28 protein-coding genes are annotated in these 23,338 nt (G+C 61.7%); 12 read left to right on the plus strand and 16 right to left on the minus strand.

Features of this window, described 5'->3' with window-relative positions; genetic code table 11:
* Positions 1 to 324: 324 nt before the first annotated feature.
* The 4 genes from B723_RS01440 (at position 325) to B723_RS01455 (ending at position 5,495) form a co-directional block, all read left to right on the plus strand.
* A complete protein-coding gene (locus B723_RS01440; RefSeq protein ID WP_007894317.1) occupies positions 325 to 567 on the plus strand; it encodes an exodeoxyribonuclease VII small subunit in 243 nt (80 codons plus the stop codon).
* Positions 564 to 1,451: a (2E,6E)-farnesyl diphosphate synthase gene (gene ispA, locus B723_RS01445; protein ID WP_017341030.1), complete on the plus strand. Its 888-nt coding sequence runs from the start codon at positions 564 to 566 to the stop codon at positions 1,449 to 1,451. Before B723_RS01440 ends, ispA begins: the two co-directional genes overlap by 4 nt.
* Before the next feature lie 91 nt (positions 1,452 to 1,542).
* The gene (dxs, locus tag B723_RS01450; protein ID WP_017341031.1) at positions 1,543 to 3,441 is read left to right on the plus strand and encodes a 1-deoxy-D-xylulose-5-phosphate synthase; all 1,899 of its coding nucleotides are present in this window, start codon (positions 1,543 to 1,545) and stop codon (positions 3,439 to 3,441) included.
* Positions 3,442 to 3,611: 170 nt separating this feature from the next.
* On the plus strand, positions 3,612 to 5,495 hold the full coding sequence (locus B723_RS01455) for a TonB-dependent receptor domain-containing protein (RefSeq protein ID WP_017341032.1): 1,884 nt from the start codon (positions 3,612 to 3,614) through the stop codon (positions 5,493 to 5,495).
* Positions 5,496 to 5,646: 151 nt separating this feature from the next.
* On the opposite strand, the gene B723_RS01460 is transcribed toward B723_RS01455, so the two are convergent.
* The 12 genes from B723_RS01460 to nrdR all read right to left on the minus strand — a co-directional run bounded on the left by B723_RS01460 (position 5,647) and on the right by nrdR (position 14,378).
* Entirely contained in the window at positions 5,647 to 6,447 is an 801-nt protein-coding gene (locus B723_RS01460; protein ID WP_017341033.1) for a cobalamin-binding protein, read from the minus strand.
* Positions 6,447 to 6,866, minus strand: a complete 420-nt coding sequence (locus B723_RS01465; protein ID WP_017341034.1) for a hypothetical protein — start codon at positions 6,864 to 6,866, stop codon at positions 6,447 to 6,449. Before B723_RS01465 ends, B723_RS01460 begins: the two co-directional genes overlap by 1 nt.
* Complete coding sequence (gene ribA, locus B723_RS01470; protein ID WP_008033730.1) at positions 6,863 to 7,480, minus strand: GTP cyclohydrolase II; 618 nt, start codon at positions 7,478 to 7,480, stop codon at positions 6,863 to 6,865. The genes B723_RS01465 and ribA overlap by 4 nt, the downstream gene beginning before the upstream one ends.
* A gap of 175 nt (positions 7,481 to 7,655) precedes the next feature.
* Positions 7,656 to 8,393, minus strand: coding sequence for a substrate-binding periplasmic protein (locus B723_RS01475; protein WP_017341035.1), 738 nt, complete (start codon positions 8,391 to 8,393; stop codon positions 7,656 to 7,658).
* Positions 8,394 to 8,417: 24 nt separating this feature from the next.
* On the minus strand, positions 8,418 to 8,921 hold the full coding sequence (locus tag B723_RS01480; protein WP_008033735.1) for a phosphatidylglycerophosphatase A family protein: 504 nt from the start codon (positions 8,919 to 8,921) through the stop codon (positions 8,418 to 8,420).
* Positions 8,918 to 9,883 carry a thiamine-phosphate kinase gene (gene thiL, locus B723_RS01485; RefSeq protein WP_017341036.1) on the minus strand — a complete coding sequence of 322 codons (966 nt, stop codon included), beginning with the start codon at positions 9,881 to 9,883 and terminating at the stop codon, positions 8,918 to 8,920. Before thiL ends, B723_RS01480 begins: the two co-directional genes overlap by 4 nt.
* Before the next feature lie 18 nt (positions 9,884 to 9,901).
* Entirely contained in the window at positions 9,902 to 10,402 is a 501-nt protein-coding gene (gene nusB, locus B723_RS01490; protein ID WP_008033741.1) for a transcription antitermination factor NusB, read from the minus strand.
* A complete protein-coding gene (ribH, locus tag B723_RS01495) occupies positions 10,399 to 10,875 on the minus strand; it encodes a 6,7-dimethyl-8-ribityllumazine synthase (protein WP_003228649.1) in 477 nt (158 codons plus the stop codon). The genes nusB and ribH overlap by 4 nt, the downstream gene beginning before the upstream one ends.
* Before the next feature lie 91 nt (positions 10,876 to 10,966).
* Positions 10,967 to 12,058: a bifunctional 3,4-dihydroxy-2-butanone-4-phosphate synthase/GTP cyclohydrolase II gene (ribBA, locus tag B723_RS01500; RefSeq protein WP_017341037.1), complete on the minus strand. Its 1,092-nt coding sequence runs from the start codon at positions 12,056 to 12,058 to the stop codon at positions 10,967 to 10,969.
* Between the two features lie 16 nt (positions 12,059 to 12,074).
* Positions 12,075 to 12,737: a riboflavin synthase gene (locus B723_RS01505; protein ID WP_017341038.1), complete on the minus strand. Its 663-nt coding sequence runs from the start codon at positions 12,735 to 12,737 to the stop codon at positions 12,075 to 12,077.
* Positions 12,738 to 12,783: 46 nt separating this feature from the next.
* Positions 12,784 to 13,917 (minus strand): bifunctional diaminohydroxyphosphoribosylaminopyrimidine deaminase/5-amino-6-(5-phosphoribosylamino)uracil reductase RibD, encoded by a 1,134-nt coding sequence (gene ribD / locus B723_RS01510; RefSeq protein ID WP_017341039.1) that lies wholly within the window; start codon positions 13,915 to 13,917, stop codon positions 12,784 to 12,786.
* Positions 13,914 to 14,378 carry a transcriptional regulator NrdR gene (gene nrdR, locus B723_RS01515; RefSeq protein ID WP_003228656.1) on the minus strand — a complete coding sequence of 155 codons (465 nt, stop codon included), beginning with the start codon at positions 14,376 to 14,378 and terminating at the stop codon, positions 13,914 to 13,916. The genes ribD and nrdR overlap by 4 nt, the downstream gene beginning before the upstream one ends.
* A 128-nt stretch (positions 14,379 to 14,506) precedes the next feature.
* Between nrdR and B723_RS01520 the strand changes: the two genes are divergently transcribed.
* From B723_RS01520 to trxA, 3 genes are all read left to right on the plus strand, one after another.
* Positions 14,507 to 14,971 (plus strand): YbaY family lipoprotein, encoded by a 465-nt coding sequence (locus B723_RS01520; RefSeq protein WP_031319153.1) that lies wholly within the window; start codon positions 14,507 to 14,509, stop codon positions 14,969 to 14,971.
* Positions 14,968 to 15,624: a class I SAM-dependent methyltransferase gene (locus tag B723_RS01525; RefSeq protein ID WP_017341042.1), complete on the plus strand. Its 657-nt coding sequence runs from the start codon at positions 14,968 to 14,970 to the stop codon at positions 15,622 to 15,624. Before B723_RS01520 ends, B723_RS01525 begins: the two co-directional genes overlap by 4 nt.
* 137 nt (positions 15,625 to 15,761) lie before the next feature.
* A complete protein-coding gene (gene trxA / locus B723_RS01530; RefSeq protein WP_017341043.1) occupies positions 15,762 to 16,634 on the plus strand; it encodes a thioredoxin in 873 nt (290 codons plus the stop codon).
* On the opposite strand, the gene B723_RS01535 is transcribed toward trxA, so the two are convergent.
* Positions 16,631 to 16,978, minus strand: coding sequence for a hypothetical protein (locus tag B723_RS01535; protein ID WP_017341044.1), 348 nt, complete (start codon positions 16,976 to 16,978; stop codon positions 16,631 to 16,633). The two genes, trxA and B723_RS01535, sit on opposite strands and share 4 nt — an antisense overlap.
* Positions 16,979 to 17,112: 134 nt before the next feature.
* Between B723_RS01535 and B723_RS01540 the strand changes: the two genes are divergently transcribed.
* From B723_RS01540 to B723_RS01555, 4 genes are all read left to right on the plus strand, one after another.
* The gene (locus tag B723_RS01540) at positions 17,113 to 17,697 is read left to right on the plus strand and encodes a DUF2796 domain-containing protein (RefSeq protein WP_017341045.1); all 585 of its coding nucleotides are present in this window, start codon (positions 17,113 to 17,115) and stop codon (positions 17,695 to 17,697) included.
* A 137-nt stretch (positions 17,698 to 17,834) separates the two neighbouring features.
* Entirely contained in the window at positions 17,835 to 18,545 is a 711-nt protein-coding gene (locus tag B723_RS01545) for an ABC transporter ATP-binding protein (RefSeq protein ID WP_017341046.1), read from the plus strand.
* Position 18,546: 1 nt separating this feature from the next.
* A complete protein-coding gene (locus B723_RS01550) occupies positions 18,547 to 19,812 on the plus strand; it encodes an ABC transporter permease (RefSeq protein ID WP_017341047.1) in 1,266 nt (421 codons plus the stop codon).
* Between the two features lie 11 nt (positions 19,813 to 19,823).
* Positions 19,824 to 20,342, plus strand: a complete 519-nt coding sequence (locus B723_RS01555) for a DUF3299 domain-containing protein (protein ID WP_031319154.1) — start codon at positions 19,824 to 19,826, stop codon at positions 20,340 to 20,342.
* Positions 20,343 to 20,366: 24 nt separating this feature from the next.
* On the opposite strand, the gene B723_RS33325 is transcribed toward B723_RS01555, so the two are convergent.
* Positions 20,367 to 20,540, minus strand: a complete 174-nt coding sequence (locus B723_RS33325) for a hypothetical protein (RefSeq protein WP_017341049.1) — start codon at positions 20,538 to 20,540, stop codon at positions 20,367 to 20,369.
* A 23-nt stretch (positions 20,541 to 20,563) separates the two neighbouring features.
* Between B723_RS33325 and B723_RS01560 the strand changes: the two genes are divergently transcribed.
* Positions 20,564 to 21,262, plus strand: coding sequence for an OmpW/AlkL family protein (locus B723_RS01560; protein ID WP_017341050.1), 699 nt, complete (start codon positions 20,564 to 20,566; stop codon positions 21,260 to 21,262).
* Between the two features lie 72 nt (positions 21,263 to 21,334).
* Here B723_RS01560 and B723_RS01565 read toward each other — a convergent pair whose 3' ends face one another.
* Complete coding sequence (locus B723_RS01565) at positions 21,335 to 22,264, minus strand: NAD-dependent epimerase/dehydratase family protein (RefSeq protein WP_017341051.1); 930 nt, start codon at positions 22,262 to 22,264, stop codon at positions 21,335 to 21,337.
* Positions 22,257 to 23,141 (minus strand): sugar nucleotide-binding protein, encoded by an 885-nt coding sequence (locus B723_RS01570; RefSeq protein ID WP_017341052.1) that lies wholly within the window; start codon positions 23,139 to 23,141, stop codon positions 22,257 to 22,259. The genes B723_RS01565 and B723_RS01570 overlap by 8 nt, the downstream gene beginning before the upstream one ends.
* Positions 23,142 to 23,338 lie beyond the last annotated feature (197 nt).

The raw sequence follows: 23,338 nt of genomic DNA on the forward strand, positions 1-23,338 counted from the left end.
TGGGTCGTAGAAGCCGCGAAGGTTAGCCATTTGGAGGATTTTTAACAATCGGATACATCTCGAATTGCGGGGGTTATCACGATGTTGTCAGGCGTGAGCCGAATAGCAGCCTTATTCGGCTCACAAAATGAGCCGAACAATTCTGTTCTCGCGGATGTATCCGAAACCCTGTGGGAGCTGGCTTGCCTGCGATGACGGTGTATCAGGCAGCGGGGGGTTGATGGTGTACAACCAAATCCCCAGCTGACAACGGCCGCTCATTTGCCCATAACCCCCATGTCTGCTAGTGTCGCGCCGGTTTAACGTCAACCGGAAATCGCCGCCATGGCCCGTAAAAAAGCTGCACTGGATTTCGAACAATCCCTCGCCGACCTGCAAACGCTGGTGGAGCGACTGGAGAACGGCGAACTGTCGCTGGAAGACTCGCTGACCGCTTTCGAGCAGGGCATCGGTCTGACCCGCGATTGCCAGGCAGCGCTGGCCCAGGCCGAGCAAAAGGTTCAAGTGCTGCTCGAGCGTGATGGCGAGCTGGCCGAGGAACCCTTCGACGCGGATCAACCAGAATGATTGCAGCGTATTCGGCGACCAGCCAGGCCCGCGTCAATGCGGCACTGGAAACCTTGTTCAACGCGCCAAGCCCGGAACTCGCGCGGCTGTACGAAGCCATGCGCTACAGCGTGATGAACGGCGGTAAACGCGTTCGTCCATTGCTGGCCTACGCCGCGTGCGAAGCGTTGGGCGGCAAGGCTGAGCAAGCCAACGGCGCGGCCTGCGCGGTGGAGCTGATTCACGCTTACTCCCTGGTTCACGACGATCTGCCGGCGATGGACGACGACGATCTGCGGCGCGGCCAGCCAACCACCCACAAAAAATTCGATGAAGCCTGCGCAATTCTCGCCGGCGACGGTTTGCAGAGCCTGGCGTTCAGCGCCCTGCTCGACCCGCGCCTGAGCTCATCGGAGGCAGAGATTCGCCTGCAAATGGTCAGCGCTCTGGCGTTGGCGGCAGGCCCGGCGGGCATGGTCGGCGGCCAAGCCATCGACCTCGGTTCGGTGGGCTTGAAGCTCGATCAAAAAGCCTTGGAAACCATGCACCGGCACAAGACCGGCGCGCTGATCGAGGTCAGCGTCAAACTCGGCGCCCTGGCCAGCGGCCGTGCCGAGAAGGACGAACTGAAGTCCTTGAAGGCGTATGCACAGGCCATTGGCCTGGCATTTCAAGTGCAGGACGACATTCTTGACGTCGAAAGTGACACCGAGACCCTTGGCAAACGCCAGGGCGCCGACATCGCTCGCGACAAGCCGACCTACCCGGCCCTGCTCGGCCTCGATGCGGCCAAGGCCTACGCCCTGGAACTGCGCGACCAGGCCCTGCACGCGCTGCGACCGTTTGACGCGGCCGCCGAGCCGTTGCGCGACCTGGCCCGTTATATCGTCGACCGCCGCAGCTGACGGCGTATCCGCCAAAAAAGACCAACGCGTGGGCAGGGGCCGATGCATCAGGTAAACTGCCGCCTCTTCTATACCTATAACGATTCGCCTGATGCCCACGACGTTTCATGAGATTCCCCGCAAGCGCCCGACCACGCCCCTGCTCGACCGTGCCAACACGCCGGACGGCCTGCGCCGGTTAGGCGAAGCCGAGCTGGAAACCCTGGCCGATGAGTTGCGCCTGGAATTGCTCTACACGGTCGGTCAGACCGGCGGGCATTTCGGTGCAGGCCTGGGCGTCATCGAGCTGACCATCGCGTTGCATTACGTCTTCGACACCCCGGACGACCGGCTGGTGTGGGACGTGGGTCATCAGGCTTATCCGCACAAAATCCTCACCGGCCGTCGCGAGCGCATGGCCACCCTGCGCCAGAAGGACGGCGTTGCAGCCTTCCCGCGTCGTTCCGAGAGCGAGTACGACACCTTTGGCGTCGGCCACTCCAGCACCTCGATCAGCGCAGCGCTGGGCATGGCCATTGCCGCCCGCCTGCAGAACAGTGATCGCAAGGCCATTGCGGTGATCGGCGACGGCGCGTTGACCGCCGGCATGGCGTTCGAAGCGCTGAACCACGCGCCGGAAGTGAACGCCAACATGCTGGTGATCCTCAACGACAACGACATGTCGATCTCGCGCAACGTCGGTGGCTTGTCGAATTACCTGGCGAAAATCCTTTCCAGCCGCACCTACGCGAGCATGCGCGAAGGCAGCAAAAAAGTCCTGTCGCGCCTGCCCGGCGCCTGGGAAATCGCCCGCCGCACCGAAGAATACGCCAAAGGCATGCTGGTCCCCGGCACGCTGTTCGAAGAGTTGGGCTGGAACTACATCGGCCCGATCGATGGCCATGACCTGCCAACCCTGATCGCCACCCTGCGCAACATGCGCGATCTGAAAGGCCCGCAATTCCTGCACGTCGTCACCAAGAAAGGCAAAGGCTTCGCCCCGGCGGAAGTCGACCCGATCGGTTACCACGCGATCACCAAGCTCGAACCCGTCGATGCGCCGGCCGCTGCGCCGAAAAAGGCGGGCGGGCCGAAGTATTCCGGTGTGTTCGGTGAATGGCTGTGCGACATGGCGGCGTCTGATCCACGCCTGGTCGGTATTACACCGGCGATGAAGGAAGGCTCCGATCTGGTGGCGTTCAGCGAGCGTTTTCCGCTGCGCTATTTCGACGTAGCCATCGCCGAGCAACACGCCGTGACCTTCGCGGCCGGCATGGCCTGCGAAGGTGCGAAACCGGTGGTGGCGATTTACTCGACCTTCCTGCAACGCGGCTACGATCAACTGATCCACGACGTGGCGGTGCAAAACCTCGACGTGCTGTTCGCCATCGACCGCGCAGGCCTGGTGGGCGAAGACGGCCCGACGCACGCGGGCAGTTTCGATCTGTCGTTCCTGCGCTGCATCCCCGGCATGCTGGTGATGACCCCGAGCGATGAAAACGAACTGCGCAAAATGCTCACCACCGGCCACCTGTACAACGGCCCGGCGGCGGTGCGTTACCCGCGCGGCAACGGCCCGAACGCAACCATCGAAAAAGACCTGCAACCGATCGAAATCGGCAAAGGCGTGGTTCGCCGCCAGGGCAGCAAAGTTGCCCTGCTGGTGTTTGGCGTACAACTGGCCGAAGCGCTGAAAGTCGCCGAGACGCTGGATGCCACCGTGGTCGACATGCGTTTCGTCAAACCGCTGGATGAAGCGCTGGTTCGCGAGATTGCCGGCAGCCATGAGTTGCTGGTGACCATCGAAGAAAACGCGATCATGGGCGGTGCCGGTGGTGCGGTGAGCGAATTCCTCGCCCGGGAAAACATCCTCAAGTCGATGCTGCACCTGGGCTTGCCGGACAGCTATGTCGAGCACGCCAAGCCGGCGCAAATGCTGGCCGAGTGCGGGTTGGATGAAGCCGGCATTGAAGCGTCGGTGCGTGAACGCCTGGAACTGCTGAACATCTGACCCGCTGAATAAATGCAATACCCTGTGGGAGCGAGCCTGCTCGCGATTGCGGTCTGTCAGTCAATGTAGATGTTGACTGACAGACCGCAATCGCGAGCAGGCTCGCTCCCACATTGGTTTTCTGTGCCCTTCAAAACTTGTATTCGCTTTAAAGCGTCAACGGACTGCCCATGAAACTCTCCCCCCTCGCCCTGACGCTGACGCTTCTACCGTCCGGACACCTGCTGGCCGACACCTTCGAACGCGACCAGGCCCTGAAGCTGCCCGACGTGCTGATCAGCGCCAACCGCCAGGTCGAAGCCCGCAACGACAGCAGCGCCGCCAACACCGTGTTCACCCGCGAAGACATCGACCGCCTGCAACCGGGCAGCGTCACCGACTTGCTGCGTAGGGTGCCGGGCGTGCAGGTCGGCCAAACCGGCGGGCGCGGCAGCCTGCCGGGGATTTACATTCGGGGGACAAAGTCGGCGCAGAGCCTGGTGCTGGTGGACGGTCAACGCATCGGCAACTCGACGTCCGGCGACAGCAACCTGCAACACCTCAACATCGAACAGATCGAGCGCGTGGAAGTGCTGCGCGGCTCCCGTTCGGTGATTTACGGCAGCGATGCGATTGGCGGGGTCATCCAGATTTTCACCCGCCGTGGCGTAGAACAAGGCCTGCAACCGCGTCTGCATATGGGTTTTGGCAGCAACCAGACGTGGGAGCGCAGCCTCGGATTATCCGGTGGCAATGAGCAAACCCGCTTCAACCTGGGCGCCAGCCTTGATGAAACCGCCGGGATCAATCGCACCCACGAGTCGTACCCGAGCGATGGCGATCACGATGAGTATCGCAACAAGTCGTTGAGCCTGAGCCTGAGTCACGCCCTCACCGATGACGTCGAAATCGGCGCCAACCTGCTGGATAACCGTGGCAAAAGCGCATTCGACAATCCGTTCGGCCGCTTTGATACCACCACGTTCAAATCGCTACAGCAGCAGCCTTACAACGAATTCACGGTGAGCAGCGTCAGCAGTTACGTCGACGCGCGCATCAACGACCAGTGGAAATCCCGCGTCGAATTCGGCCACAGCGAGAATCGCGAGAAGTCCTTCGACAAGCTCAGCGACGAACGCAGCGTGTTCAACACGTATCGCGACTCAGTGAACTGGCAGAACGACCTGACGCTGAACGAGCGCAACAGCCTGATCCTCGGCGGCGACTGGTACGAAGACCGCATCAACAGCAGCACCGCATTCGACGAGGACAGCCGCTGGAACCGTGCGGCGTTTATTCAGCATCGTTATCAGGCGGACAGCTTCTCCACAGAATTGGGCCTGCGTCGGGACCAGAACCAGCAGTTCGGCAGTCAGAACAGCTGGAGCGGCACGTTCACCTTGCCGCTGAACCCGGACAACGACGTGCTGCTGACCTACAGCGAAGGCTTTCGCGCACCGACGTTCAATGACTTGTATTACCCGGGTTTCAGCAATCCGGACCTGAAGCCTGAAACCTCGAAAAGCTATGAGCTGCAATGGCGCAGTCAGCTGACCGATTTCAGCCGCCTCGAAGCCTCGCTGTATCGCACCGACCTCAAGGACGCGATCATCTTCGGCAGCAACGACCGCCCGCAGAACGTCGCCTCCGCGCGGATCAACGGGTTTGAAGCGGCGTTGAAGCAGGAGCTGTTCGGCTGGCAGAGCAATCTTGGCGTGGCGATCATCGACCCGCGGGATCGCGACAGTGGCCACACCCTGGCGCGTCGCGCACGGCGGACGTTGAGCCTGGACCTGGATCGGCAGTTCGATCGACTGAGCCTCGGCGCCAGTTGGCAAGCGGTGAGCAGCAGTTATGACGATGAGAAAAATCAGCAGCCGTTAGGCGGGTATGCACTGCTGGGACTGCGCAGCAGTTGGGCGCTGAATCGTGAGATCAAGCTTGAGCTGAAGGTCGATAACCTGCTGGACAAGGGTTACAGCCGGGCGCTGTACAGCCATGACGGCAGCCAGTTTGGCTATCGCGAGGAAGGACGGGCGTGGATGTTTGGGGTGACGTGGACACCGGAGCTCTAAGAGCAACCCGATCACCTGTGGCGAGGGAGCTTGCTCCCGCTCGACTGCGCAGCAGTCGCAAAACAGGCTGACGCGATCCCACCTGAAGTAACGCACTGACGGATTTGGGGCCGCTTCGCAGCCCGGCGGGAGCAAGCTCCCTTGCCACAGGTCAGCGGTCCGGCGCGATGATGTGGCAAAGCTTCGCAGTCGCTTCGATCATCTGCCCACTCGGCCGTTCCAGGCCCTTGTCCAGCACCAACCGCAATTGATCCTGCGCCACCGCCGCCACCTGCGGCCAGGCCTTCCACGCCTCCAGCTGCGCCTGATCGCTGGCCAGGATCACCTCGGGATTACGCTGCAACACCGCCTCCACACTGACCTGCGGCGCGGGCAATGTCAGGTCGGCAAACACATTGCGCGCACCGCACACTTCCAGCGCATCACTGATGATCTGCCCGCCGCCGACGGTGTACAGCGGACGATCCCAGACCTGATAAAACACTCGTAACGGTTCGTCCCGTCGATAGCGCTGGCGCAGTGCATCGAGGCGCTGACGCAGATCGCTGGCCAATGAAACGCCACGCTCGGGACGGCCGAGCTGCAGGGCGATCGCCTCGATTTGCGCGGTCAGTTGTTCAAGGTTGTGCGGATCGGCGACGTAGGTCGGGATGTTCAAGCGCTTGAGTTGTTCACGCTGGGCCGGGCCGACGCTGCCGGGCCAGAGCAGCAGCAAATCAGGTTTCAGGCTGAGCAGCCGTTCCATGTCCAATTGGCCGTAGCGGCCAACGGAAGGAAGGTCCTTGAGTTCAGCAGGACGATCGCCGGCATCGAGCACACCGACCAGAAGATCGGCTGAACCCAGTTCAACAACGATTTCAGACAGAGACGGCGCGAGACTGACGACGCGTTCGATAGCAGAGGCCATGCCGCTGACGGCCAGCAGCAGAACCGCCAGCCCGATGCGGCGCATCAGCCGAGTTGACGCGGAATACGGTAGAGATAGAACAGCACCGTTGTCGACAGCGCCAACAGCACCAACGGCACCGCTTCGAGCCCGACGAACACCGCCAGAGCGCCAATCCAGGCAGGCAGGCCGGCCGCGAGAAACGCTGAACGGCGCTTAGCGGCGAGGGTAATCCAGGCTGCAGGCTCTTCAGGGGTATCGAGGGCTTTCTGGGTGGCGATCAGCGCGTGTTTGTAGCCGCCAAAAAACTTCAGGCTGACAAACATCGACGCCACACCGGCGATGAACAACGGCATCGCCAACACTGGCAAAAGCGCCTCGCCCTGGCCGAATACGCCGTTGATCACGAACAGCGGCACCAAGGCCAGCGCCAGGTATTGCCACCAGCTGACGGCCAGTCGCCGCCGCACCTGACCGCGGGTCACGCCCGGTCTACCTCGCCCTGGTGCTCGTTGCCCATCATGTGGTCAAGCTTGCTGGCCTTGGTGGCCAGGTAGAGTTTGTTGTGCGGATTGTGGCCGGTGTGCAGCGGAACGCGCTCGGCAACCACAATGCCCATGTCGGTCAACGCTTTGACCTTGCGTGGGTTGTTGGTCATCAGACGCAGGGATTTCACCCCCAGATGCTCGAGCATTGGCAGGCACATGGCGTAGTCGCGCTGGTCCGCGGCGAAGCCCAGACGCTCGTTGGCTTCAACGGTGTCGGCACCGCCGTCCTGCAATTCATAGGCGCGGATCTTGTTCAGCAGGCCAATGCCACGGCCTTCCTGACGCAAGTACAGCAACACGCCACGGCCTTCCCGGGCGATGGCCTGCAACGCGGCCTCGAGTTGCGAGCCGCAGTCACAGCGCTGGCTGAACAAGGCATCGCCCGTCAGACATTCGGAGTGCAAGCGGCCGAGTACCGGGGCACCGTCGTCGAACTCACCGAGGCTCAGCACGACGTGCTCACGCCCGTTCTCTTCATCGAGAAAGCCGTGCATGGTGAATTGCGCAAAAGGCGTTGGCAGCTTGGAAGCGGCGACAAAAACGACAGGCACCGGTGTGCTCCTGATCAATAGGTACTGGAGATTCGCAGACGCGGCATTGTAACAGCACGTTCCTACAGACGCTTAGGCTGAATTATGGAGCATAACGATCTAAAAGTTTGATCCCCGCCCTGTTCTAGCCCTGTGGGAGCGAACACAGGAATCATCACCTGCGCAGGATCTTTGTTCAGTTCGAATCGAAGGGATAGGGTTGTTTCCAGCGTTCGAAGATCGGTTTCAGCCGGCCGTTTTTGACCAGCACCTCCATTCGCCGGTCGAACAGAGCCATCAACTCCCGCGCCTTGGGCGTATCGGCAAAACACAGGTACAGCGGCAATTCCGCGATGTGCGTGCGTCGGAACTGGGACGGATCCTTGGCCTGGCGGACGATGTAATCCACCTCGGTCAGCGCGTCGATGTAGAAATCGGCGCGGTCGTGGGTCAGCATCGACAGAATGCCAGTGCGCCGAACGACTTCGTTATAGCGGTTTATGTTGGGCAGGTAATTCTGGAAATCATAGCCGCGAACCCAGGCCAGTCGATAGTTGCCCAGGGTCTCCGGGGTCGGCGCCGGGTTACTGGCCAGCCCCAGGGCGTAGATGTGATCGGTGTCGTAATTCCAACGCGGATACAGCAGGTCGCTGACTTCTTCGCGATAGCCGCCGACACAGGCGTCCACTTCACCCCGCTGGGCCAGGCCGATGGCGCGAATGTAAGGTTCGGTGCGGATGTCCAGCTTGACCCCGGCCGGCTCGAAGACTTCACGCAGCACGTCCCAACCCAGACCATGGCCATCGGCGGCGGTGTAGTCTTCCCAGTCTTCGCTGGCCAGATGAATCACCGCTGGCGTCGTCACTGCCTCCCCCGCCAGGGCGAGGGAAGCAAACAGGGCGAAACCCGTCAGAGCCAACCAGCGTCGAGCCATCCTAGTCTCCTGCTTCGCCACTCATCAGGCGAAAATCCATACCAGCCCCTGCATCGCCAACCACGCGAACACCCCGGCCAATACGTCGTCGAGCATGATCCCGACGCCGCCGTGCACGTGCCGGTCGATCCAGTGAATCGGCCACGGCTTGAGAATGTCGAAGAAGCGGAACACCAGAAAACCCGCGAGCAACCAGTACCAGCCTTCCGGCACCAGCCAGAGAGTGATCCACATCCCGACCATTTCGTCCCAGACGATGCCTTCGTGGTCGTGCACCCGCAAATCGTCGGCCACTTTGCCGCACAGCCAGAAGCCGAACAGCATGGTGATGCCCAGCATCAGCCAGTAACCCCAGTCGGGCAGCATCTGCCACAACGGAATAAAGGGTAGCGCAACCAAGGAACCCCAGGTGCCCGGTGCCTTTGGCAAGGTGCCCGAACCGAAGCCGAACGCCAGGAAATGCCATGGATTGCGCCAGACCGACGGCGGTACGAACTCCGCCGGAACCTGTTTGGGATGATCTGTCACGGTGTCTCCCGAAAATGTTGATAGCCCCGGGTTTGCGGGGTGATGTCTTGTCCGGCAGCATCCAGCAGCACGACACCCTGCCCCGTCACCACACGCCCGACCACATGAATTGGCCAGCCATCTGCCACCATCCGCGACAACTCGACGGACGGTAAGGTGAAGGCCAGCACGTAATCGTCTCCGCCGCTCAGGGCAGCGTGTTCGGCACCCGGTTGACCGAGGAAGGCCACTAAAGCCTTCGACAGCGGCAATCGGTCCCGTTCAACCTGAATGCCGACCTTCGACGCGAGCGCAATGTGCCCGCAATCGGCGAGCAGGCCGTCGGAGATGTCCAGCGCCGACGTCGCCTTGCCGCGCAATGCCTGACCCAACGCGAGTTGCGGTTGCGGCGACCAGTAATGCGCCAGCAACGGATCGGCGATGGCGGCTTCGGCAGTTCGCTGACCGAGCACCAGGGGCAAGGCCCCGGCGGCGTTGCCCAGCTCACCGCCGACACACAGCAAATCGCCGACCTGAGCGCCGCTGCGGGTCAGCGCCTTGCCTGCCGGCACACGTCCGAACACTGTCATGGTCAGGCTCAACGGCCCGCGGGTGGTATCACCGCCCACCAGCGCCACACCACAGCTCTGGGCCATGAGGCTCAAACCACGGGCATACGCTTGCAGCCAATCGGCGGTCGCCGAAGGCAAGGTCAGGGCAAGGGTAAAGGCGATGGGCGTGGCGCCCATGGCAGCCAGATCACTGACGGCTACGGCCAGCGAGCGCTGACCGAGCAGAAACGGGTCGCAAGGGTCTGCGAAATGCACACCGGCCACGAGCGTGTCGGTGGAAACAGCCAACTGCTCCCCGGCGGGAACAGCCAGCAAGGCGCAGTCATCGCCGATCCCGAGGGCAACGCCCTCACCGCCCTGCGCACAAGGCGCGGCGGCGAAGAAATTGCGGATCAGCTCAAACTCACCCATTGCGATTTCAAGCGCCGATCAGCGCTTGAACGCCTTCACTTCAGCTTCACGCAGACGCGGGGCCAGCTTGTCGAGTACACCGTTGACGAATTTGTGGCCGTCGGTGGAACCGAAGACTTTCGCCAGCTCGATACCTTCGTTGATCACAACGCGGTACGGCACATCAACGCGCTCGAGCAGTTCCCAGGTGGACAGGCGCAATACCGCCAGTTCAACCGGGTCGAGCTCTTCGATGGTCAGGTCGAGGCAAGGCTTGAGCGCGGCGTCGATTTTGTCCTTCTGCGCAGGAACCCCGTGGAGGATTTCACGGAAGTAGGCGCCGTCGACATCGCTGAAATCGTTATCGACCCGGAACTGCGCTTCGATCTCGTTCAGCGACTGCTTGGCCATGTGCCACTGGTACAGCGCCTGAGTCGCGAGCTGACGGGCTTCGCGACGCTTGACGCTTTTCGATGGCTTGCCGGCGTCCGCAGGCTTTGGATCGCGCGGGTTGAAACGATCGCTTTCGTCGCTAATCACTTGGCCTCCAACTGCGCCAGCAGGCTGACCATTTCCAGAGCGGACAGGGCAGCTTCGGCACCTTTGTTACCGGCCTTGGTGCCGGAACGTTCGATGGCTTGCTCGATGGAATCAACGGTCAGCACGCCGAAAGCGACCGGTACGCCGAACTCCATGGACACCTGGGCCAGGCCCTTGGTGCATTCACCCGCCACGTATTCGAAGTGCGGAGTACCGCCACGAATGACCGCGCCCAGAGCGATGATGGCTGCGAACTCGCCCTTCTGAGCGACTTTCTGCGCAACCAGCGGGATTTCGAAGGCGCCAGGCGCACGGATGATGGTGATGTCGCTTTCGCTCACGCCATGGCGAACCAGGGCATCAACTGCACCGCTGACCAGGCTTTCAACGACGAAGCTGTTGAAACGGCCCACTACCAGAGCGTAGCGGCCTTTAGGGGCGATGAAGGTACCTTCGATGGTCTTCAGGGTCATTCGTTAGATCTCTTAAAGAGCCGGGACGCGTTTTCTACGCGTCCCTCAGTGATATTTGAACCGCGAATACAGGGCCGGGAACAACCGGTCATTATTCGGAGGGCACGTATTCTACAACTTCCAGATCGAAACCGGATATCGCATTAAATTTCATCGGCGCACTCATCAGGCGCATTTTGCGCACGCCCAGGTCCCGCAGGATCTGCGAACCGGCACCGACAATGCTGTAGGTGGTCGGTTTTTTCACCGGCGCGTGCTCCGCCGTTTCACGGATGTGTGCCAGCAACACGTCGCCATCGAGCGGGTGACCGAGCAACAGCACCACGCCGCTGCCGGCCTCGGCAACCGCGGCCATGGCGGCACGCAGGCTCCAGCGGCCAGGCTGCTTGACCATCAACAAATCGCGCAGCGGGTCCATGTTGTGCACGCGAACCAGGGTCGGTTCTTCGGCGCACACGTTGCCCAGGGTCAGGGCCATGTGCACGTCGCCTTCCACGGAGTCACGATAGGTCACCAGGTTGAATTGGCCCAGTTCGCTGTCCAGCGGTTGCTCGGCAATCCGCTGAACGGTACGTTCGTGGATCATCCGGTAGTGAATCAGGTCGGCGATGGTGCCGATCTTGATGTTGTGTTCTGCAGCAAAGGCTTCGAGTTCGGCGCGGCGGGACATGGTGCCGTCGTCGTTCATCACTTCGCAGATCACGCCGCTCGGCTCGAAACCGGCCATGCGTGCGAGGTCGCAGGCGGCTTCAGTGTGGCCGGCGCGAGCCAGGGTGCCACCGGCCTGGGCCATCAGCGGGAAGATGTGGCCGGGGCTGACGATGTCTTCAGCCTTGGCGTCTTTCGCGGCAGCGGCCTGCACGGTACGCGCACGGTCGGCGGCGGAGATGCCGGTAGTCACGCCAGTAGCCGCTTCGATCGATACGGTGAACTTGGTGCCGAAGCCGGAACCGTTGCGTGGTGCCATCAACGGCAGCTTCAACAGTTCGCAGCGCTCGCGGCTCATCGGCATGCAGATCAGGCCACGGGCGTGCTTGGCCATGAAGTTGATGTGTTCAGGCTGGCAGCACTCGGCGGCCATGATCAGGTCGCCTTCGTTCTCGCGGTCTTCGTCATCCATGAGGATGACCATCTTGCCTTGGCGGATGTCTTCAACCAGTTCTTCGATGCTATTGAGCGCCACAAGGCACCCCCTTGGGTCAGGATTTTAGGTAGCCGTTGGCGGCCAGAAAGCTTTCAGTGATGTTACTGGAAGTTGGCTCTGCGGCCTTGTCGCCCAACAGCAGGCGCTCCAGGTAACGGGCAAGCAAGTCGACTTCAAGGTTCACCCGGCGACCTGGCTGGTACGACGCCATGATGGTTTCGCTCAGGGTGTGCGGAATGATGGTCAGCATGAACTCGGCGCCATCGACCGCGTTCACGGTCAGGCTGGTGCCGTCGACGGTGATCGAGCCTTTATGGGCGATGTACTTGGCGAGTTCCTTCGGCGCACGAATGCGGAATTCCACGGCGCGGGCGTTCTCGGTGCGGGCAACCACTTCACCCACGCCATCGACGTGACCGCTGACCAGATGCCCGCCGAGGCGAGTGGTCGGGGTCAGGGCTTTTTCCAGGTTGACCGGGCTGCCGCTTTTCAGGTCGTTCATGGCGGTGCAGTCAAGGGTTTCGCGACTGACGTCCGCGGCAAAGCCATTGCCCGGCAGTTCAACCGCCGTCAGGCACACGCCGTTGACCGCGATGCTGTCGCCCAGCTTGACGTCGCTCAGGTCGAGCTTGCCGGTTTCTACGTGTACCCGCACATCTCCGCCTTTTGGGGTCAATGCACGAATACTGCCGATGGATTCGATGATGCCGGTAAACATGGAGTCCTCCTCGAGAACAGGGCCGTCGCGTGGCGCAGGCCGGAAATTATACGCTCGCCGCTGGCGCAGGAATGGCAATGACTCGCCAGTCATCGCCAACCGCGCGAATTTCAGTGATTTTGAGCTCGGGCGCGTCTTTCATCTGCGCCAGCGGCCAGTCCAGCAATGGACGGGCCGAAGAACCGAGGAACTTGCCGGCGATGAAGATCTGGAACTCGTCCACCAGACCTTGCTGGGCAAATGCCCCCGCCAGACGCGGGCCCGCTTCGACCAGCACTTCATTGACGCCGCGATTAGCCAGTTCGACCAGCAACTTGCGCAAGTCGACCAAACCATCGTCGCCAGCCACGATCAGGCATTCCGGACCGTTGGCGTATTGTTCTTCGATGGCCATGCAGGTGGCGACCAGCGCCGGGCCTGCCTTGAAGAACGGCGCGTCCAGCGGCACGCGCAAACGGCCGTCGATCAGCACGCGCAGCGGCGGGCGGCTCATGGCCAACGCAGTTTGCTCGGCGTCCAGCCCCAGCTCATCCGCACGCACGGTCAAACGGGCCTTGTCGGCCAGCACTGTGTCGGCGCCGGTCAGCACCACGCTGGCCTGGGCGCGCAGGCGTTGAACCGCCGAGCGCGCAGCCGGGCCGGTGATCCATTGGCTTTCGCCGCTTTCCATCGCCGTGCGACCGTCGAGGCTCATGGCCAACTTGACCCGCACGAACGGCAAACCGTGTTCCATGCGTTTGAGGAAGCCTTGATTGAGCTTGCGCGCCTCGCCTTCCAGCACACCGCTTTCGATAACGATGCCGGCCTGAGCCAGACGCTGCATGCCACGACCGGCCACCGACGGGTTCGGGTCCTGCATCGCCGCGACCACGCGGGCGACGCCGGCATTCACCAGCGCATCGGCACAGGGCGGTGTATGGCCGTGGTGGCTGCACGGTTCGAGGGTCACGTAAGCGGTGGCGCCACGGGCCTTGTCGCCCGCCGCGCGCAGGGCGTGGACTTCGGCGTGGGGTTCGCCGGTGCGCTCGTGCCAGCCTTCGCCGACAATTTGCCCGTCCTTCACGATCACGCAACCGACCCGAGGGTTGGGGTGTGTCGTGTAATAGCCTTTGCGCGCCAGTTCCAGGGCGCGGGCCATGTAATGGGCGTCGAGGATGGCTTGTTCTGGGGAGGAGGTCATTCTTTCACCGGCTCACGGGCCAGGCGATCGATCTCTTCGCGGAACTCGTTGAGGTCCTGGAAGCGCCGATACACGGAGGCGAAACGAATGTAGGCGACTTCGTCGAGCTTTTGCAGCTCGGCCATCACCAGTTCACCGACCACGAGGGACTTGACCTCGCGCTCGCCGGTGGCGCGCAGCTTGTGTTTGATGTGCACCAGCGACGATTCGAGGCGCTCGACACTCACCGGGCGCTTCTCCAGCGCACGCTGCATGCCGGCGCGCAGTTTTTCTTCGTCGAACGGCTGGCGGCTGCCGTCGGTTTTGATCAGGCGCGGCAACACCAGTTCAGCGGTTTCGAACGTCGTGAAACGCTCGCCGCAGGCCAGGCATTCACGCCGGCGGCGCACCTGTTCGCCCTCGGCGACCAGACGCGAGTCGATGACCTTGGTGTCGTTGGCACCGCAGAAGGGACAGTGCATGGTGGCAGGCAACAAAAAAAGGGAGGGCCATGGTAGCGCATCCCTGTGGCAAGACAAGCCATAGGGTTTGCGGTATACAGACTGGCTATAGAGAACGATCCATGGATTTCACCTTGCTGGAGCCGCAAATGTCCCTCAGACCGCTCGTATTGCTCAGCCTTTTCAGCCTGTTGGTGGCCTGCAGCAGCGATGCACCCAAGCCTCAGCCGCCGACGCCAGGGCCTGCCCCGCAGGCGGCGCAGAAGAAAGCCAAAGAGTCCGCCAACCTCGGCCCGCTGCCCGCGTATCAGCGTGAATTGAGTGGCACCCTGCAAGGTGTGCCGTCAGGCGCCGAAGTCGAGCTGGCGCTGCTGGTGATCGACGAAAAAGACCGCCCGCAGCAATTGCTCGCCAGTTCCAGCCTGATCGGCACCAATCAAGTGTTGCCGTTTCATCTGCGCTTCAACCCGGAATCTTTCCCGGTCGGCGCCCGCGTTGAACTGCGGGGTCGCGCCAGTCAGTCCGGCCAGCTGATTTTGCATCTGCCTGCGCAGGCCATCACGCAACCAACCACGCAGACATTGGGCCAGCTGCAATTCGTCAAAGCGCCATGATTGCACCGCTCGACCTGCAACAGGCATTAAGTGAATTGCTGGGTGACGCCCGGCTTGTCCCTGTCGCCTTGCCCGATACCGAGCTGAAACTCTGGCTGATCGACGGCGACAACATGGGTCGCGCCTTCAGCCCGGAAGAAACCCGGCGGATTCTGCATGAGCCGCCGTACTGGAGTTTCTGCTGGGCCAGCGGGCTCGCGGTGGCCCGTTATCTCGCCGACTTCCCCGAATGGGTCAAAGGCAAACGGGTACTCGATTTCGGTGCCGGTTCCGGGGTCGCGGGGATTGCCGCCGTGAAGGCCGGGGCGCTGGAGGTGGTGGCCTGCGACCTGGATCCGCTGGCGATTGCCGCCTGTCGGGCGAATGCTGAACTCAATGACGTGGAACTGAGCTACTCGACGGATTTTTTCGCCGAGGCGGACCGGTTTGATCTGATTCTGGTCGCCGATGTGTTGTATGACCGGGCGAACCTGCCGCTGCTCGATGAGTTTTTAAGCCGCGGGCGGGAAGCGCTGGTGGCGGATTCGCGGGTGAGGGATTTCAGGCATCCGCTGTATCGACGCATCGAAATGCTGGAAGCGATGACCCTGCCGGATCTGGCTGAGCCGGAAGAGTTTCGGCATGTGAGCCTCTACCACGCTCGGCGCGTCTGAAGCCGCTAAAAGATCGCAGCCTGGGGCAGCGCCTACATTGACCGAATGCGCCCCCTATCCTGCAGGAGTTGCCGAAGGCTGCGATCTTTTGCGCCAGCCCTTATAGTGAGCAGATTCACGCTTTTACGAGATCCCCCATGAGTCAGGAAACGCCGTACATCTTCGACGCTACGACCGCCGATTTCGACCAGTCGGTGATCGAGAACTCTTTCCACAAACCGGTGCTGGTGGATTTCTGGGCCGAATGGTGTGCGCCCTGCAAAGCGCTGATGCCGATGCTCCAGACCATTGCCGAGAGCTATCAGGGCGAGTTGTTGCTGGCCAAGGTCAACTGCGACCTCGAACAGGACATCGTTGCCCGCTTCGGCATTCGCAGCCTGCCAACCGTGGTGTTGTTCAAGGATGGCCAGCCGGTGGACGGTTTTGCCGGTGCGCAACCGGAATCCGCCGTACGGGCGATGCTTGAGCCTCACGTACAAATGCCGCCCCCCGCGGCGGCTGATCCATTCGATCAGGCCCAGGCGCTGTTTGACGAAAGTCGTTTCGCCGACGCCGAAGCCATTCTCAAAGTGCTGCTGGGCGAAGACAACACCAACGCCAAGGCACTAATTCTGTATGCCCGTTGCCTGACTGAACGCGGCGAGCTGGGTGAAGCGCAAGCCGTACTCGACGCGGTGAAAAGCGATGAACACAAGGCAGCATTGGCCGGCGCAAAAGCGCAGATCCAGTTTCTCGGCCAGGCCAAGGACTTGCCGGATGCCGCGGACCTGAAGGCGCGTCTGGCGCAGAACCCGCAGGACGATGAAGCGGTGTATCAACTGGCGATCCAGCAACTGGCCCGTCAGCAGTACGACGCGGCGCTGGATGCGTTGCTCAAGCTGTTCATCCGCAACCGCAGCTACAGCGAAGGCTTGCCGCACAAGACCTTGCTGCAGGTGTTCGAACTGCTGGGCAATGATCACCCGCTCGTGACCACGTACCGTCGCAAGTTGTTTGCTGCGCTGTATTAAGCCGGGTTGATCCAGCTATAGAGCGGCGTATCCCCGCCGCTCGACACTTTCACCTCCGCGCTATGGCGTAACCGCACCAACAGGCGTTTGCCCGACGATGGGCTGCCCGTCAGTCCTTCCAGTTGCTCAAGCAAATCAGGCCCGCTCAATTGTCCGGCCTTGCGCAGCAAATCCTTTGCGATCTGCCACTGCGCATCGTCCTGATTGACCGGCTTCGCTGGCGCCACGCTGGTTTCAGGCTTGATCACCTGCAACTGTGCGCCGAGCCGCGCCCAGTCACCGTCGTCCATCTCCAGGGTCAAATCCACTGGCCAGTCGCCGATGCTTCCGCGTATTCGCAACATAAGTCTGCTCCTGCACATTTCTGACCCACATGCTCCCATGGGACTTGTGCAACGCCAAGCGGGCGGTCAAACTCTCAGCACTTTCGTTATAAGATTACATAACAGTTTATTCATTTTACTTCCGGAGACCCGCCATGCGTCGTCTGCTGCTCGCTTTACCGTTTGCCCTGTTGCCGTTGGCTGTCGCCCATGCCGCTGATGAACATGATCATGAACATGAGCACGGCAGCCTTGGCGCCCACGAACATGGTGTCGGTCGCCTGAACGCGGCGCTGGACGGCCAGACCCTGGAGCTGGAACTGGAAAGCCCGGCGATGAACCTGGTGGGTTTCGAACACGCTGCCACCACCGACGCCGACAAGGCCAAAGTCGCCGCCGTCCGTACGCAACTGGAAAAACCGCTTACCCTGTTCAACCTGCCGAAGGCCGCCGGTTGTGTGGTGGCGACCCAGGAACTGGAAAGCCCGCTGTTTGGTGACAAACCGGATGCCGATGATGATCACGACGCCGATGCCAAAGACGAACATCACCACGATCACAGCGAAATCCACGCGCACTATCAATTCACCTGTGCGGCCCCGGGTGCCCTGAAAACCCTGGACCTGGCGAACATCTTCAACACCTTCCCGGCCACCCAGAAAATTCAGGTACAACTGATCAGCCCGAGCGGGCAGCAAGGGGTTGAAGTGACGGCCAAGGCGGCTGCCCTCAAGTTCTGACCCCAACACACATCCAAATGTGGTAGCGAGCCTGCTCGCGATAGCGGCGTAACAGTCACCATCGATGTTGAATGTCATGCCCCGATCGCGAGCAGGCTCGCTCGCACAGGGTTCACCACCAACCTGACCGGTTTCACATGACCCAAGCACTTATCGAACTGTCCGACCTGGGCTTCAGCTGGCCCGGTCACCCGCCGCTGCTGGACATCCCGGCGTTCCGCCTGGAACCCGGCCAAACCCTGTTCCTCAAAGGCCCCAGCGGCAGCGGCAAGACCACCCTGCTCGGCCTGCTCGGCGGCGTGCAGAAGCCCGATCGCGGCAGCATTCGCCTGCTCGGCCAGGAACTGACCGAACTCGGCGCCGGTGCGCGTGACCGCTTCCGTGTGGATCACACTGGTTACATTTTCCAGCAGTTCAACCTGCTGCCGTTTCTCTCGGTGCGCGAGAACGTCGAGTTGCCCTGCCACTTCTCCAGGTTGCGCGCCGAGCGGGCAATCCAGCACCACGGCAGCGTCGACCAGGCCGCTGCCACCCTGCTCGCTCACTTGGGCCTGAAGGATGAAAGCATCCTCGGCCGCCGCGCCGATTCGCTGTCCATCGGTCAGCAACAACGCGTCGCCGCCGCCCGCGCCTTGATCGGTCAGCCGGAACTGGTGATCGCCGACGAACCGACTTCCGCGCTGGATTACGACGCTCGCGAAAACTTCATTCGCCTGCTGTTCGCCGAATGCCGCGAAGCCGGGTCGAGCCTGTTGTTTGTCAGCCACGACCAAAGCCTCGCGCCGCTGTTCGATCGCCACCTGTCGCTGGCCGATCTCAATCGCGCCGCCACCCCGTCCGAGGTCTGAGATGTATTTGTTTCGTCTAGCCATGGCCAGCCTGGCAAACCGCCGCTTCACCGCGATCCTCACTGCATTCGCCATTGCCCTGTCGGTCTGCCTGCTGCTGGCTGTGGAACGGGTGCGTACTGAAGCCAAGGCCAGTTTTGCCAGCACCATCAGCGGCACCGACCTGATCGTCGGCGCCCGGTCCGGCTCGGTGAACCTGTTGCTGTACTCGGTGTTCCGCATCGGCAACGCCACCAATAACATCCGCTGGGACAGCTTCGAACACTTCGCCAACAACCCGAAAGTGAAGTGGGCGATCCCGATGTCGCTCGGCGATTCCCATCGCGGTTATCGGGTGATGGGCACCACCGAGGCGTACTTCGAGCACTACCAATACGGCCATCAGCAACACCTGGAACTGGCCGACGGCCGAGCCTTCGCCACCGACCCGTTCGAAGTGGTGCTCGGCGCCGAAGTGGCCGATGCGCTGCACTATAAACTCGGCGACAAACTGGTGCTGGCCCACGGCGTGGCGGTGATCAGCCTGGTCAAGCACGACGACAAGCCGTTCACCGTGGTCGGCATTCTGAAACGCACCGGCACCCCGGTGGACCGCACGCTGCACATCAGCCTCGGCGGCATGGAAGCGATTCACATCGACTGGCACAACGGCGTGCCCGCCCGGGGCCAAGGCCGGATCAGTGCCGATCAGGCGCGCAACATGGACCTGACGCCGCAAGCGATCACCGCGTTCATGCTCGGCCTTAACAGCAAGATTTCGACCTTCGCGTTGCAGCGCGAAATCAACGAATTCCGCGGCGAACCCATGCTGGCGATCCTGCCGGGCGTGGCGCTGCAAGAATTGTGGAGTTTGATGAGCACGGCAGAAAAAGCCTTGTTCGTGGTCTCGCTGTTCGTGGTGCTGACCGGGTTGATCGGCATGCTCACGGCGATCCTCACCAGCCTGAATGAACGTCGGCGCGAGATGGCAATCCTGCGCTCAGTGGGCGCTCGGCCGTGGCACATCGCAACCTTGCTGGTGCTGGAGGCGTTCGCCCTGGCGCTGGCGGGCGTGATCGCTGGCGTGGCGCTACTTTATGTGGGTATCGCCGCCGCGCAGGGTTATGTGCAGGCCAATTACGGTTTGTATTTGCCACTGGCGTGGCCAAGCGAATATGAATGGACGCTGCTCGGTGGCATCCTGATCGCCGCGCTGCTGATGGGCAGCGTGCCGGCGTGGCGCGCGTATCGCCAATCCCTGGCCGATGGCCTGTCGATCCGACTATGAGGACGTTAATGATGCCCCGCGCTCTGCTTGCGCTGTTGATGCTGGTCGCCCTGCCGCTATGGGCGGCCGAGCCGAAAGAACTGACCTGGTCGGAAATGATTCCGCCGGACGCGATGCCGGAAGTACCGAACATGACACCCCTGCACGACCTGTCGCAGATGAGCAGTGCGCTGTCCGCCGAGTCGGCGCCAGCCGCTAAACAGGATATGCCGAACGCGCCGGTGGTGAAGAGCCTCGACGGCCAGAACATCCGTTTACCGGGCTATATCGTGCCGCTGGAAGTGAGTGAGGAAGGCCGTACCACGGAGTTTCTGCTGGTGCCGTATTTCGGCGCCTGCATCCATGTGCCGCCACCGCCGTCGAACCAGATTGTGCATGTGAAGAGCGAAGTCGGCGTGAAACTCGATGAGCTGTATCAGCCGTACTGGATCGAAGGAGCACTGCAGGTTAAAGCGTCGACCAGTGAGTTGGCGGATGCGGGGTATCAGATGGAGGCGGACAAGATTTATGTGTATGAATTGCCGGAGTGAGCCCGGCAGTTCTGTGTTGTCTGATCAATCGTCATCACGGGCAAGCTCGCTCCCACAGGGACCACCCAAATCCTGTGGGAGCGGGCTTGCCCGCGATGGAATGATCAAAAGTTCCACAAAAACCAACCCCATGACTGTTTCATTGAGCTGAATCAAAAGTCCGTACCAGACGGCTCCGTACCATTGGACATCGAACATTTTCAACGTCCTTTGGAGCCTCCATGCACAAGTCCTTGCTCAGCGCTTCGCTGTTTGCCCTCGCGCTCGCAACCCCACTCGCCTACGCCCACGAATCCGGTGACATCATCGTTCGTGCCGGTGCAATCACCGTCAACCCGAAAGCTGACAGCTCCAGCGTCAAGGTCGATCAAGGCCCTTTGGCCGGCACCGACCTGGGTGGCAAGGCCACCATGAGCAGCGACACGCAACTGGGTCTGAACTTCGCTTACATGCTCGACAGCCACTGGGGTATCGAGCTGCTCGCCGCCTCGCCGTTCGAGCATGACGTAAAAATCAAAGGCACCGCCCTCGGCGCGGGCAACGGCAAACTCGGCACCCTGAAACACTTGCCGCCGACCTTGAGCATTGTCTACTACCCACTGGACGGCAAGTCTGCATTCCAGCCGTACGTTGGCGCCGGTATCAACTACACCTGGATTTACGACGAGCACGTCGGCAGCGAGGCCAACGCCAAGGGGTTCAGCAACTTCAAGGCGGATAACTCCTGGGGCATGGCGTTTGAGGTCGGTGCTGACTACATGATCACCGACAACATCTTGCTCAACGCCCAAGTGCGTTACATCGACATCGATACCACCGCGACCGTGGAAAACGACGCAGTGAAACCAGGCACCCGTGCCAAGGTCGATGTGGATGTCGACCCGTTCATCTACATGGTGGGCCTCGGTTACAAGTTCTAAATCGTTCACGTGGTGGGAACGAGCTGAAAAAAAGGCGCCTTCACAGGCGCCTTTTTCATGAGGGCGAAAAACTCAGCGACCGAGCAACCGCGCCAGGCCGACAGCCATCGGTGTCTGTTCGGGGCAGGTAAACCGCTCCAGCAGACGCTGATTGTTCGCCCGCGAATGCCGGATATCACCAGAACGCGCCGGGCCGTAGCTCACGGGTGGCAGGTCACCGACCACCACTTTCAACGCTTCCAGCATTTGCTTGAGCGTGGTCGCCCGGTTCCAGCCGACGTTGACCGCACCGATTCCAACCTGCGGCTTCTCGATGGCTTGCACCAGCACGTCGACCAGGTCCTCGACGTACACGAAGTCCCGCGTCTGCTCGCCGTCGCCAAATACGGTGATCGGCAGGCCCTTCTGCGCCCGCTCGCTGAAAATGCTGATCACCCCGGAGTACGGCGAGGACGGATCCTGGCGTGGGCCGAAGATGTTGAAGAAGCGGAAAATCACCGGTTCCAACCCATGCTGGCGGCGGTAGAAATCGAAGTAGTGTTCGCTGGCCAACTTGTCCGACGCATACGGCGTCAACGGTGCCTTGGGCGTGTCTTCGTCGATCGACTGGCCTTCGCCATTGTTGCCGTAGACCGCAGCACTGGAGGCAAACAGCACGCGTTTGACGCCGCTCTGGCGCATGGCTTCGCAGACATTCAGCGAGCCGATGAAGTTGCTCTGGTGCGTCTTCACCGGGTCGTCCACCGAGGCTTGCACCGATGCTACCGCCGCCAGATGCGCGACCGCACTGCAACCGGCCATGGCGCGAGCGACCAGGGCCGCATCGGCGACATCACCGACGATCAGCTCGACGCGAGGATTATCCAGCGGCAGGTTGCTACGTTTGCCGGTGGACAAGTCATCGAGAATCCGCACCGTATAACCCTTGGCGAGCAAGGCGTCGGTCAGGTGGGAGCCGATGAAACCGGCGCCGCCGGTGATTAAAACGGGGCCGTCAGCCATGGCGATAGAACCTGTCCAGTAAACTCGGGAGCGCGGCACGCCAGGCGCGGGGCTTGATCCCGAAGGTGTGGAGGATTTTCTTGCAGGCCAGCACCGCGTGTTGCGGCTCTTCGGCAGCGTCCGGGCGCGCAGCGTGAGCCTGGGCGGTCGGCGCTTCGATGGCCAGCGGATGCAGCGCGCGGGCTTCAGTGAGAATGGCCTGCCCCAGCGCCAGCGGCGTGGTCGCCTCGTGCCCCGCGTAATGGTAGGTGCCCCACAGCGGCGCCGCGCAATCGAGTTGCTTGAGCACGGAAATGATCACCCGGGCCGCGTCGTCGACCGGCGTCGGGTTGCCCCGGCGATCATCGGCCATCAGCAGCTCGTCAGGTTGTTCCGCGCGGGACAGGAAACGTCCGAGGGTGCCGTCGGGGCTGTCATCGAGCAGCCAGCCGAACCGCAGCAGCACGTGCTGCGGGCAAGTCGCGCGCACGCTTTGTTCGATCCGCCACAAGGCCTGACCACGCAGGCCCAAAGGCACCGGCTCGTCTTTTTCGCTGTAGGCCGTCGCCCGGGAGCCGTCAAACACGCGATAGCTCGAGGGTTGCAGCAGAACGATGTTGTGGTGCTGGCACAGTTCAGCCAGGCGCTCGATCGCACGCTCTTGCCCGGCCAGACGCGTTTCGCTGACCGTCTCCGCCTGAAACCAGTCGAAGTAGTAGGCGAGGTTGATCAACGCGTCCGGCCGGGTGTCGTCGAGCAATTGCGTCAGGCTCGCGGCATCCCAGCCGTCTTGCGGTGGGCGGGGGGCGAGGAAACCGATGTCTTCCTCCGCACCGAGGCGAATCAGCGCCTGCCCAAGGGCATTTCCGCCGCCCAGTAACATAAGGCGCATTCGCATAGAGTCAGCAGGCCCAGTCTGATTGGAACAATGGCTTTATCGATACCGCTCGCGGGCGATGTCGTCGATAGTTGCCGGAATCGTTGCATTTTGCGGGTTTAGTGCGCAACCGTCATCCGTAAAGTGTAGATCCTGTGTTCAATGCGGCCCCAGTGGCGAGGGCGCTTGCTCCCGCTCGGCTGCGAAGCCGTCGTAAA

This window comes from Pseudomonas fluorescens NCIMB 11764 (assembly GCF_000293885.2).
GTDB lineage: Bacteria > Pseudomonadota > Gammaproteobacteria > Pseudomonadales > Pseudomonadaceae > Aquipseudomonas > Aquipseudomonas fluorescens_B.

What these genes read in the sequence shown, in the direction of transcription:
- B723_RS01440 (WP_007894317.1), top strand. Translation starts at nt 325, where the DNA reads ATGGCCCGTAAAAAAGCTGCACTGGATTTCGAACAATCCCTCGCCGAC.
- B723_RS01565 (WP_017341051.1), bottom strand. Translation starts at nt 22,264, where the DNA reads ATGGCTGACGGCCCCGTTTTAATCACCGGCGGCGCCGGTTTCATCGGC.
- B723_RS01540 (WP_017341045.1), top strand. Translation starts at nt 17,113, where the DNA reads ATGCGTCGTCTGCTGCTCGCTTTACCGTTTGCCCTGTTGCCGTTGGCT.
- B723_RS01535 (WP_017341044.1), bottom strand. Translation starts at nt 16,978, where the DNA reads ATGTTGCGAATACGCGGAAGCATCGGCGACTGGCCAGTGGATTTGACC.
- dxs (WP_017341031.1), top strand. Translation starts at nt 1,543, where the DNA reads ATGCCCACGACGTTTCATGAGATTCCCCGCAAGCGCCCGACCACGCCC.
- B723_RS01505 (WP_017341038.1), bottom strand. Translation starts at nt 12,737, where the DNA reads ATGTTTACCGGCATCATCGAATCCATCGGCAGTATTCGTGCATTGACC.
- trxA (WP_017341043.1), top strand. Translation starts at nt 15,762, where the DNA reads ATGAGTCAGGAAACGCCGTACATCTTCGACGCTACGACCGCCGATTTC.
- B723_RS01475 (WP_017341035.1), bottom strand. Translation starts at nt 8,393, where the DNA reads ATGGCTCGACGCTGGTTGGCTCTGACGGGTTTCGCCCTGTTTGCTTCC.
- B723_RS01545 (WP_017341046.1), top strand. Translation starts at nt 17,835, where the DNA reads ATGACCCAAGCACTTATCGAACTGTCCGACCTGGGCTTCAGCTGGCCC.
- B723_RS01555 (WP_031319154.1), top strand. Translation starts at nt 19,824, where the DNA reads ATGCCCCGCGCTCTGCTTGCGCTGTTGATGCTGGTCGCCCTGCCGCTA.
- B723_RS01570 (WP_017341052.1), bottom strand. Translation starts at nt 23,141, where the DNA reads ATGCGAATGCGCCTTATGTTACTGGGCGGCGGAAATGCCCTTGGGCAG.
- B723_RS01460 (WP_017341033.1), bottom strand. Translation starts at nt 6,447, where the DNA reads ATGCGCCGCATCGGGCTGGCGGTTCTGCTGCTGGCCGTCAGCGGCATG.
- ispA (WP_017341030.1), top strand. Translation starts at nt 564, where the DNA reads ATGATTGCAGCGTATTCGGCGACCAGCCAGGCCCGCGTCAATGCGGCA.
- B723_RS01455 (WP_017341032.1), top strand. Translation starts at nt 3,612, where the DNA reads ATGAAACTCTCCCCCCTCGCCCTGACGCTGACGCTTCTACCGTCCGGA.
- thiL (WP_017341036.1), bottom strand. Translation starts at nt 9,883, where the DNA reads ATGGGTGAGTTTGAGCTGATCCGCAATTTCTTCGCCGCCGCGCCTTGT.
- ribH (WP_003228649.1), bottom strand. Translation starts at nt 10,875, where the DNA reads ATGACCCTGAAGACCATCGAAGGTACCTTCATCGCCCCTAAAGGCCGC.
- nrdR (WP_003228656.1), bottom strand. Translation starts at nt 14,378, where the DNA reads ATGCACTGTCCCTTCTGCGGTGCCAACGACACCAAGGTCATCGACTCG.
- B723_RS01520 (WP_031319153.1), top strand. Translation starts at nt 14,507, where the DNA reads ATGTCCCTCAGACCGCTCGTATTGCTCAGCCTTTTCAGCCTGTTGGTG.
- ribD (WP_017341039.1), bottom strand. Translation starts at nt 13,917, where the DNA reads ATGACCTCCTCCCCAGAACAAGCCATCCTCGACGCCCATTACATGGCC.
- B723_RS01560 (WP_017341050.1), top strand. Translation starts at nt 20,564, where the DNA reads ATGCACAAGTCCTTGCTCAGCGCTTCGCTGTTTGCCCTCGCGCTCGCA.
- B723_RS01550 (WP_017341047.1), top strand. Translation starts at nt 18,547, where the DNA reads ATGTATTTGTTTCGTCTAGCCATGGCCAGCCTGGCAAACCGCCGCTTC.
- B723_RS01525 (WP_017341042.1), top strand. Translation starts at nt 14,968, where the DNA reads ATGATTGCACCGCTCGACCTGCAACAGGCATTAAGTGAATTGCTGGGT.
- B723_RS33325 (WP_017341049.1), bottom strand. Translation starts at nt 20,540, where the DNA reads ATGTTCGATGTCCAATGGTACGGAGCCGTCTGGTACGGACTTTTGATT.